This window comes from Aurantimonas sp. A2-1-M11, assembly GCF_036549475.1.
In the GTDB taxonomy this organism is placed as follows: domain Bacteria; phylum Pseudomonadota; class Alphaproteobacteria; order Rhizobiales; family Rhizobiaceae; genus Aurantimonas.
On sequence record NZ_JAZHLI010000100.1, the window covers coordinates 1 to 9,759 of the forward strand.

At 58.0% G+C, this 9,759-nt stretch carries 8 protein-coding genes, 1 tRNA gene and 1 pseudogene; 5 read left to right on the forward strand and 5 right to left on the reverse strand.

The annotated features are described in order from the left end of the window. Positions 1-142 (forward strand): annotated as a pseudogene (locus tag VQ042_RS23305) (IS3 family transposase); the annotation flags it as partial. 3 nt (positions 143-145) lie between these two features. Here VQ042_RS23305 and VQ042_RS23310 read toward each other — a convergent pair. The 3 genes from VQ042_RS23310 to VQ042_RS23320 form a co-directional block, all read right to left on the reverse strand. After that, entirely contained in the window at positions 146-835 is a 690-nt protein-coding gene (locus tag VQ042_RS23310) for a hypothetical protein (protein ID WP_331822680.1), read from the reverse strand. Positions 836-1,068: 233 nt separating this feature from the next. After that, positions 1,069-1,144, reverse strand: a tRNA-Phe gene (locus VQ042_RS23315). Between the two features lie 257 nt (positions 1,145-1,401). Next, positions 1,402-2,088: a CBS domain-containing protein gene (locus VQ042_RS23320; RefSeq protein ID WP_331822681.1), complete on the reverse strand. Its 687-nt coding sequence runs from the start codon at positions 2,086-2,088 to the stop codon at positions 1,402-1,404. A 73-nt stretch (positions 2,089-2,161) separates the two neighbouring features. Here VQ042_RS23320 and VQ042_RS23325 point away from each other — a divergent pair, with 73 nt between their 5' ends. The 3 genes from VQ042_RS23325 to VQ042_RS23335 all read left to right on the forward strand — a co-directional run bounded on the left by VQ042_RS23325 (position 2,162) and on the right by VQ042_RS23335 (position 5,628). Continuing rightward, positions 2,162-2,326 (forward strand): hypothetical protein, encoded by a 165-nt coding sequence (locus VQ042_RS23325; RefSeq protein ID WP_331822682.1) that lies wholly within the window; start codon positions 2,162-2,164, stop codon positions 2,324-2,326. Between the two features lie 85 nt (positions 2,327-2,411). After that, complete coding sequence (locus VQ042_RS23330; protein WP_331822683.1) at positions 2,412-3,818, forward strand: sensor histidine kinase; 1,407 nt, start codon at positions 2,412-2,414, stop codon at positions 3,816-3,818. Between the two features lie 712 nt (positions 3,819-4,530). After that, a complete protein-coding gene (locus VQ042_RS23335) occupies positions 4,531-5,628 on the forward strand; it encodes a sensor histidine kinase (RefSeq protein WP_331822684.1) in 1,098 nt (365 codons plus the stop codon). A 47-nt stretch (positions 5,629-5,675) separates the two neighbouring features. On the opposite strand, the gene VQ042_RS23340 is transcribed toward VQ042_RS23335, so the two are convergent. Further along, positions 5,676-6,029, reverse strand: a complete 354-nt coding sequence (locus VQ042_RS23340) for a response regulator (protein WP_331822685.1) — start codon at positions 6,027-6,029, stop codon at positions 5,676-5,678. 1 nt (position 6,030) lies between these two features. Then, entirely contained in the window at positions 6,031-8,727 is a 2,697-nt protein-coding gene (locus tag VQ042_RS26165; RefSeq protein ID WP_442880197.1) for a PAS domain-containing sensor histidine kinase, read from the reverse strand. A 510-nt stretch (positions 8,728-9,237) separates the two neighbouring features. On the opposite strand from VQ042_RS26165, the gene VQ042_RS23355 reads away from it, so the two are divergent. Next, positions 9,238-9,759: site-specific integrase (locus tag VQ042_RS23355; RefSeq protein WP_331822686.1), on the forward strand; the 522-nt coding region annotated here is incomplete at its 3' end.

Genomic DNA, 9,759 nt, shown 5'->3' on the forward strand with positions numbered 1-9,759 from the left:
CGAAGCCGTCGAGTTTGCCACCCTCGAATGGGTCGATTGGTTCAATCATCGCCGGCTGCTCGAACCGATCGGCAACCTCCCGCCCGCCGAGGCGGAAGCCGCCTACTACGCCAAGCTTGAGGCCGTGCCGATAGCCGCGTAGGACTCAAACCAAATGGTCTCCGGGAAACCCGGGGCGGTTCAAACCGGGTCGAGAGCGATCCTTGCGGCTCGTATCCTTTGGCGGTGCGATCACCGGCAGGTGCTTTACGTAGCCCGTACGTTTCCCGTGCTCGAACACCTGCCTGAGCAGCCATCCCTCCAGTTTCAACGTGGCGGGGGAGGGGGATTTCTCCTTCACCGGACGCACAATCCGCGCTGGTGGTCCTACGTCGTCGCGCTTGCGACGGTAATAAACGATGGAGGGGTCTTTTGAGCCAGGGCCGGTCAGCCAATATTCCCGTCGCCACTCCCAAAACCGATTGAAGTCAGCGCTGGTGATCGCGCTCATGAGGCGTTTGCCGAAATATGGGATGAAGAAGCGGCGAATCACCCCGGGATTGCCCTTCACCTGATATTCCGGCTTGTCTCCGCGCTCCACGGCACGGTGCAGCCACTCGATGAACTCCTGGGCGATGTCCTCGAACTTTTTGTTCGTCACTACCAGCCCGGCTTCGGCCAGAGCCTTGCACTTGTAGGGTTCGGCTTGCGCCTTGGCATGCGCGACGGTGATGTCAGAAGTTTTGAGAGAGACCCGTTTCTGGCCTTGGTCCGCAATCGAGAACCGAGCATTGATTTGCGGATTGCCGGGGCGAGTAAACATTTGGTACTCGTCACCGCTGTAAATGGTTGTCATAAGCAGAACCTGGCATGAAAGCATGGGATGGGGCGCGTGATTGCGCCCCTATTGGCCAGGATAATTCCGAGTTATTTGCTAATCAAATGCGTTAACGCTGTGCTACCCAGTATTACGCTGGACAGCCTAACGTTTTGATGGAAAACGTGGTTAAAAACGAGCTGTGCTAGGCTGTGCTAGCAAAAAAGCACTTTCTGAGACCGAGCTAAACTGAGCTAAGTGCTTGAAAGTAATGGTGCCCAGTGACGGAGTCGAACCGCCGACACTGCGATTTTCAGTTGGCAGAAACCGCGGATAAACCCTTGTTTTCTATGCATGCAATTTGAGCTGCGCTACGACTGTGCTAGCCCGATAGTTCCAGTCCCGTGTATCGTTTGTTCGATATGCTATTTCTCAGGGAGCGGAATGTGCTCGAAGCCGCTCACGGCAAGGCATTTGGACTTGCTTTCTGAATGGCGTCCATATGCGGTCAAGATCTTTAAGGTCCTCCGGCCCGGAGGCTTGCTGACAAAAGCTGAGAAGAATGCGCTGATGCCGACCCGCAGCGGCTGCGTCGACGCAGGGGCTTACTCGGTCCCGAGGTAAGGTGACATCCGACCTAGATGGGATGTTACCGCACGCACGCCCTCGACGTTTTCCGCTGCAAGACGGGCAGCGCGCTCTTCATCATCTGTCCAGACGATCCCCCAGAGATCGACGAGCCCATCCGTGACTGTCGCATTCACTCCAGTCGAGACAAACCCGGGTGGGACCTTCAAAGCCTCGGAAACCTGTTTGCGCAATACTTCATCGCTGGGTTTGGTGTCTGGCAACGGTTTGGTGATCGCGAGGCCTTGCAAAAGATTGGATCGGCTTATGATCCCTACCAACCGCCCGGCCTGGTCGATAACGGGCACCCGCTTGATGCGTCTGCGCTCCAGCAAGTGCGCGATTTCACCCAAAGGCGTTTCCGGCGCGACCGAGATCACATTTCGCGTCATTACATCTTCCGCGCGGCGGCCATGTCGCTTGACGTATTCAGCCGGCGAACCTGGACCCGCGAATAATCGGAGCCACCACGATCCATGATCGGCAGTATCGTCTATGCGAAGCACCAGATCACCCTCACTGACGATCCCGACGACCCGATCGGCATCATCCAGTATGGGGACCGCGCTAATGCGGTGCTTCAAAAGTAACTCCGCGATCTCGGCGACGGTCGCACCGGGGCGGGCAGCTATGACCTCATCTGTCATAACGTCTTTGGCCTGCATTGTGGCCTCCCAAATACGAAACCACACTATGCTACCATTTGAGACAATTTTTCCATAGTCGCCGAATAAGTCTGTGATCGCCGAGCTCACGGCGATCACAGACATCGATCGCCTGCGTGATGCACTCCACGAGCGCGGGAGTTTGGGCGCCGCGGGCAAGCTTGGGGTGACAGGAAAATCAAAGGCAGTAGCGCTCGAAAAGGCGGCGACATCCATCCCGGAATTCCGGGCGACTTGATTTCGGAATGCCCAGAGCGACATCGTCGGAATACGCACGCAGGGTATCAACCGCTTCAGTCAAGAACGCAATTGCAGGAGTATCAATGCACGACGGACCAGATGCCGGGCCCATCGTGCCCTCCCTCCCGGTCGCTGGCTTGTTGGCGGGATTGACTGGTCTGCTTCTGTTGGCGGTCACGGGGATGGCGCTGTGGCTGAACTGGCAAACGACGGATGGCGCAAGTGCGTTGAGGCGGTCGGCCGCGGTACAAGCAAGCGCGCTTTCCTTCCTCAGCCGGCTTCAAGATGCCGAAACAGGACAGCGTGGTTACCTCCTCACCGGTGATGCACAGTACCTCAAGCCGTATGAGCAGGCGGTGACAATGCTGCCGGACGATCTGGCAAAGCTGGAGGAAACCGTCCGGCATGATCTTGAACAACAGGGCCGAGTCGCGACCCTCAAGATCCTTCTCCCGCGAAAGATGCGGGAACTCGCCTTTACCGTGAACCTTGTCAGCGAAAACCGAAGGGGCGATGCGATGGCGGTCGTATCAGCTGCTTCCGGAAACGCGGTTATGGACGACATCCGGCGGGTGGTCACCAGGATTCTTCAAAGCGACGACAAGCAACTCATCGAACGAGAGACCGAGCAAGGACGATCGAATAGGCTTTTCGCCGTCATCGTCGCTGCAACGTCCCTAGCCGCCCTTCTCATGCTGGGATTGAATTTTCTTTTGGTACGGAGGCAGATTGACGCCGCCGAGAGACTGCGTGCGAATTTGGCGGATCTGAACGCCAATCTTGAGGAAGAAGTCGAAAAACGCATTCGAGAAAGTGAAATAGCAGCTCGCGAAGCTATAGGAGAGAAAGAAAGAGCGGAGTTTGAACGCTCGCGTGTCGAACTCCTTCTCCAGGACGTCAGCCATCGGATTGGGAACAACCTCGCCATGGTCTCAGGCATGCTCGGACTTCAAGTGGCATCGACCAGCGACGAGGCGGTACGTTCGCAATTGCGGGCCGCTCAAACTCGGGTTGCGACGATTGCTAATGCCCAGCGGCGTTTACGACTGAGTTCCGATCTCTCTACGGTTCGCGCTGACGAAACGATCGAGAACACCGTCGCAGATCTTCGTGCGACGATCGGGACGGAACGCAATTTGCACATCGAGACGCGTCTTGCGCCACTCCTCGTCGAAAGCCGAGACGCGGTTCACTTGGCGATCCTCGTCAACGAGCTTGCGACCAACGCCATCAAGCACGCTTTCGTAGGCAGAGATGAGGGGCGGATCCTCGTGCGTCTCGTTCGAGACGACTCGGGACTGGCGGTCCTCACCGTCGAGGACGATGGTTCGGGAATGCCTGAAAATATCGGACGAGGCGGCTTGGGACGGAAACTCGTCGTCAGTCTTGCAAGAGGGTTCGGTGGCACGCCAGACATTGAAATGCGACCCGAAGGCGGAACACGCGTAAAAATCCAACTTCCCGATCTTGAGCTCAAGAAACAGTCATAGCGAGCCCGCTCGATGAGCCGTTGCCCGGATCATTGAAAGTGAAGCCGAATGGCGGGACTACTCGACCGCAACTTGCTCCTGCAGGTGTGCTGTCCATCCTGCAGCTTTGATACTAACCGTCATTCTGACGTAGCCAGGTCAGATCACTGCGCAAAAGCCTGGGAGTGACTATGTAATAGACGTAGGTTTTGGGGCCGGCTACCTGCGGCAGGGGGGGGGCGAACGGTCACCTAACATAATATACATTACCAGATGTTTCCGATGCTAAGGCCGGTAACGCCTTAATCCCGCAGTAGCCTTGGACCCCCATCCCCGGCGCTCGCCCTTCGCGCTGATTGGAAACATAACGAACGGTACGAAGAGGATGCCTTTCGTGAGGTTTCGATGAAACAGGCTGCCGTTTCAACGATTTTGCTGGGTCAGGCGGTCACGATCGTTTACCGAGGCGAGCAGCAAGCGTCAGCCGGGCCTCGATGCACCGGCTGTTGGCTTAGCCGACGATATGGCGCGACAAGGCGTCGAGCACCACCGCCAGATGAACCCGCCGATAACGGTGGCGTAGTGATGTCGGCCACCCAGAGCTGGCCTTCGCGCCAGCGCAAGCATCGCGCAGATTGGATGGAACGGCGACCGTCACCCTCCTGATGTCGACTTACCAGGCCCAGAAGAGTATGGGTGATTCATCAATATCTTAGCCAGAAAGGGCTGTCCTTTGAGCGCATACGCCGCGAGCATCATTCCCGAGAATGAACCACAGCGCATGGCGGCCGTGAAGCGGTATGACATCTTGGATACGCCTGCGGACGGATCGTTCGACCGTATCACCGCGCTCGCCGCGCGGCGCTTCGATGTTCCTATCTCAATTATCAGCATCGTTGACCACGACCGCATCTGGTTCAAATCCCATCATGGTGTACCGGTCGAGCAGATCGACCGTGAGCCGGGACTGTGCGCCTCTGCCATTCTGTCGCCAGAGCCGCACATCTTGACCGACGCGAGCACCGATCCAAGTTCGCTCGCCAATCCGCTCGTCGCGGGCGATTTTGGACTTCGCTTCTATGCAGGCGTCCCGTTGCAGACTAGCGACGGATACAATCTCGGCACCCTTTGTATCATCGACAAGGAGGCCCGTCCGATCGATCAGCAGAAAATCGACGACCTCACGGATCTTGCCTCTATCGTAATGGATCAGATGGAGTTGCGGCTGTCCGCCCGCCAAGCGGTGTCCAGGGCGGAAATCATGGCCCGTGAGATCGATCATCGCGTGATGAACAGCCTGCAATTCATTGCCAGCTTGCTCACAATGCAAAGCCGGGAGCCAGAGCTGACCGACGCCGCTGCCAGCCAGTTGCAGCTGGCCGCTAACCGCGTCGCGGCGGTCGCGCGCGTCCATCGGAACTTCTATACGGACGCAGCCGATGAGGTGTCCTGCATCACTTTTCTCCGCCGTCTCTGCGCAGATTTGGCGGGCATTCTAGGCAAATCCATCAGCGTAGATGGCGACGATGGCAATGTCCCGACGACCCGTATTCAGCCGATTGGCCTCATGGTCAACGAGCTGGTCACCAATGCTGCCAAGCACGGAACGGGAAATATCGATGTCACCTTCAGAATCAAAGATGATGTCCATGAACTCAGTGTCTGCGACGACGGCGAAGGACTTCCGGCCGGTTTCGAGCCGGACCAAAGCGTGAAAGGTCTCGGAATGAGGGTGGTCACGATCCTCGCAAAGCAGCTCGACGGTCGCATGACCACGGGCTCCAACCCCGCCGGGCGCGGATCGTGCTTCAAGGTAGCATTCCCCGCTTGAGCCGCCCGGTCGACTGATGCCGACCGGGTCGTTTACCTCAGCCGGCCTTAGCCTGTGGCGACTGCTAGTGCTGATCTCAGGTCGTCTGAGCTGTAAGGTTTGGTCAAGGTCGGCACCATCTTTAACGCCTCTGGATGCTCGGCGTCTCCGTACCCGGTCGCGAAGATGAACGGCACTCCTCGTCTGCGCAGTTCACCTGCCACGCCATAGCTTCGCTCGCCTCGGATGTTGACATCAAGAACTGCAAAATCCGGAGTATTTCCGTCGAGAAAGCCAAAGGCCTCTGCGATGGTCGTAGCAAGCCGCACGTCCTTTGAGCCAAGGTCAAGAAGCATGTCTTCGAGCGCAAATGCGACGAGTGGCTCATCTTCCAATATCAGTACCGAGGCACCGTGCGTCAACTCACGCCTCCGGAAGCGGTGCATCGATCACGCAGCGCAGGCCATCAGGAGCGAACTCAAGCGCAACCTGACCCTGTAGTTCGGCAGCGAGGCCTCGCTCGATCATCCGGGTCCCAAATCCTTTTCGCGTGGGTGCGGTTACGGTTGGTCCCCCATCCTCTCTCCATTCCAGGCGAAGGCGCGGTCGGGCCTCGCTGTTGCTGATCTTCCACGTGACGGCAACTGTCCCGCGATCGCTGGACAGCGCGCCGTATTTGATGGCGTTCGTACTGAGTTCGTGGACCGCCATTGCAAGCGATACCGCTGTCTGAGGTGAAACGACCACCTCTGGCCCCTGGGAGCTCACCTGAGCCGAAGACGCTCCTGCCGTTGCGCCTACCGAACTGGATATAATCTCGGACAACAATGCTTTTTCCCAGTGCCTTTGGGTGAGGAGGTTGTGCGCCGCGGCGAGTGCAGTCAGCCGGGCATTGAAGTTCGCCCTGGCGGCATCCGACGGTACATCGCTTTTGAACGACTGCTGCGCCAAGCTTTGCACGATGGCCAGAGTGTTCTTCACTCGATGGTTCAGCTCGTTGATCAGCAATTGCTGCTGCTCTTCAGCTCTGCGCCTTTGCTCAATTTCGAGCTGTGCATCTCGATAGAGGCGCGCATTGTCCATGGCTATCGCCGCCTGACCCGCGATCCCTAGCATCAACGTCTCGTGGTGTTCGCTGAATTGGCCAGGCTCGGGATGGCCGAAGAACAGCCCGCCGATGACCTCACCCGAACGGGATGTGACTGGGACTGCGAGGTAGCTGCGAACGGGAAGGTGCCCCTTCGGCATACCTTGATGTGGGGCGTTTTTGCCGTAGCGCGGGTCAGCAAGGATGTCGTCGGACCGTAGGACCCCATTGCCATCGAAGGTCGGCTTGAACACGGCTGTCGCACGCGGCATTCCAAAGCTCTCGAACTGAGAGCGGTCGGCACCGGACAACGTGTACAGCATGAATGCCTCTCGGGCTTCATTCCGGACATTGTAGAAGAAGGCGCCGAACTGCGCGCCGGTAAGCTCAACACCAGCATCAGTGACAGTCTGCACAACGCGCTCCAGATCGAGCTCAGCAGCGACTTCTGCACCCGTGCGGTTGAGGGTTTCCAGAGTACGCTTCTGTTCCTGCAACGCGTTCTCGCGAGCTTTCTCCTCGGCTATGTTCCGCGCTTCGATCACTGTACCCACGGGGTTCCCTTCATCGTCCAGAAGCGGGCTCGCCGTGAAACCGACCGGATAGAAGGAGCCGTCGGGCGCGACGAATAGCTCTTCACCGCTCATCTGTGCTCGCGTGGGGAAAGCCCGGTCGATCGGGCACTCTTCGATTGGATAATGGGATCCGTCAGGCTTCTTGTGATGGATAACGTCGTGCAGCGGGCGCTTCTGCAACTCCTCCGCCCGGTAGCCAGTCAGCTTCTCGGCGGCGGCGTTGGCGTAAACACAGTGCTGCTGGTGATCCATCAAGAACACGGCTTCGCGCGTATTATTCAGGATGGCGTCGAGCCTTCTAGATGTGTCTCGAAGCTGGGTTTGGGCTTCCATGGTACTGGTGATATCGCGCGAGACGCAGAGGAGTTTCTCAGGCTGCCCCTCCGCATTGTTCATTGGGGTGACCACCACGTCCCACCAGCGCGCGCTTCCCTTCATAGTAGTAGCAAAACCCTGAAAGCGTCCGCTGGCGCCGCGGTTTGCCTCTTCCAAGGCGTTTACCGCCTTCGCCTTTTCCACGCCTTTCCAGAAGTTTGGCCAGAAGGCGCCGCGGATAGAGTGAAGATCATCCACCTCCATGACACCCATCCCGCCTTCGGACATGAACTCGAGGCGACCTTCGAGATCTAATACCTTGATGCAGTCGCCTGAGCTGGCAAGCACGCGGTGGTTGAACTCTTCGCTGGCTCGGAGGGCAGTCTCCGTGCGACGTCGTTCCTCCACATCGAGCAAAACGCCGGGAAAGCTTAACGGAGTCCCATCAGCCCCCTTGTCGACGCGTCCATTGGCCTCGATCCAGTGATATTTGCCGTCCGTGCGGCACACACGGTACTGGTGAGCGTAAGGGCCACCTCGCTGCTTTGCCGCCTCGATGGCCGCGATCAATCCTGACCTATCGTCCGGGTGAACGGTGGCAATCACCTGCTCAAGGCTGAGACCGCTGCGACCCAAGCTGGGGTCGATACCGAAGGCTTCCGCAAACTGCTCATCCACCGTGAAGTTGTCAGAGGGAAGATCCCAGATCCACGTCCCGATGATCGCGCCCGCATCAAGAGCGAGCCTCACCCGATCCGCGTCGGCTTTGGCCCGCGCCTCGCTCTCGCGTAGCTTACGTTCCGCGTCGATCTGCCCGGTGATCTCCTGACATACGCAAAAGAAACCATCTATAGTGCCAGTTTCCCCTCGCACGGGCGTGTAGGAAAAGGCGAAATGGGCCTCTTCACGAAATCCCTTGCGCTCCATCCAGAGCTCAATGTCGTTCATCTGCACAGGCTCACCGCTATAGGCCCGCTCGACAATCGGAAGGAGATCGTCCCTGATCTCCTTCCAGACTTCCAAGAAATCTCGTCCCATCGCTTCCGGATGTTTATCCGCGAGGATCTTACTATAGGCGTCGTTATACAGAAGCGTTCGCTGTGCCCCCCAGATGACAAACATCGGTTGGCTCGAACCGAGCATGATCCCAACCAAAGTCCGGAGCGCCATCGGCCAGCACACCGGTGAACCAACTGGGAACGAAGTCCAATCGCGCGCTCGTAAGAGCGTCCCAGCATTTCCGCCACCCTGCAGAAACGGCGGCGCCGAGCTTTGTTCGCGCACGAGCTGAGACGAAGTTGACTTTTCACTGCTCACAAATAGGACGCCCCTCTGTCGTACGTATGCGCCCCGACTGCACGCCCCTCAGCTGCAGCGATGCGTGCTCGCTAAGGCCTAGTCACATTTCAACCAAGCGGAGGAAAACGCTCCGATCTAGTTATCGTTCCCGCCTTCGTCAGGTTCTAATATAACAGGCGGTAGCCACAGCGGTTTCGAAACATCATAGAACACGCATTTTCTGACATTCTGGCGCAGTTGCATCGTAACGCGTTGATCCCAAAGCGGCTTCCAAGCAGCGCTGGTGGCGCTCGCCCTGGCCCTCATCTGGAAACATAACGGAAGGCACTTGTACGGTGCTTTTCGTGAGGTTCGATGAAACAGGCAAGGGTGCTGACGGACGCTGAGTTCAAGCGTCTCATGGCGGTGGTAGGACAGGGTCGGCACGCCGCGCGGAACCGTCTTGCCTTCATACTGTCGTACCAAGCTGGCCTCAGGGTCGGGGAGATTGCCGCGCTTGCACTTGCGGACGTTCTCGATCGGGAGGACCAGGTTCGAGAACACCTGCGTCTCTCCGCGACGATCACAAAAGGCGGGCATGCACGGATTGTCTTCGTCAATGACCGACTTCGCCGGGAAATCGCCGCATACGTGTGTACCCTTGGAACCACCGCAGATCGGAAGCGGCCGCTCTTGGTCACTCAGAAAGGGGCGGGGTTTTCAGCAAACACCCTCTGTCAGCTGATGGGCCGGATTTATGCGGCAACTGGTCTTGACGGAGCATCTAGTGGATTGACCGGAACGAAAGAGTCCGGTGTGGGATTCACATCGGTGTGCTCGCATGCGAGTCTGCTGCATGCGCACAGGGGTTACCATTTCGGTCTCCGCCGCCGATCG

Coding starts and splice junctions, on each gene's coding strand:
- VQ042_RS23310 (WP_331822680.1), bottom strand. CDS start 835: ATGACAACCATTTACAGCGGTGACGAGTACCAAATGTTTACTCGCCCC.
- VQ042_RS23320 (WP_331822681.1), bottom strand. CDS start 2,088: ATGCAGGCCAAAGACGTTATGACAGATGAGGTCATAGCTGCCCGCCCC.
- VQ042_RS23330 (WP_331822683.1), top strand. CDS start 2,412: ATGCACGACGGACCAGATGCCGGGCCCATCGTGCCCTCCCTCCCGGTC.
- VQ042_RS26165 (WP_442880197.1), bottom strand. CDS start 8,727: ATGCTCGGTTCGAGCCAACCGATGTTTGTCATCTGGGGGGCACAGCGA.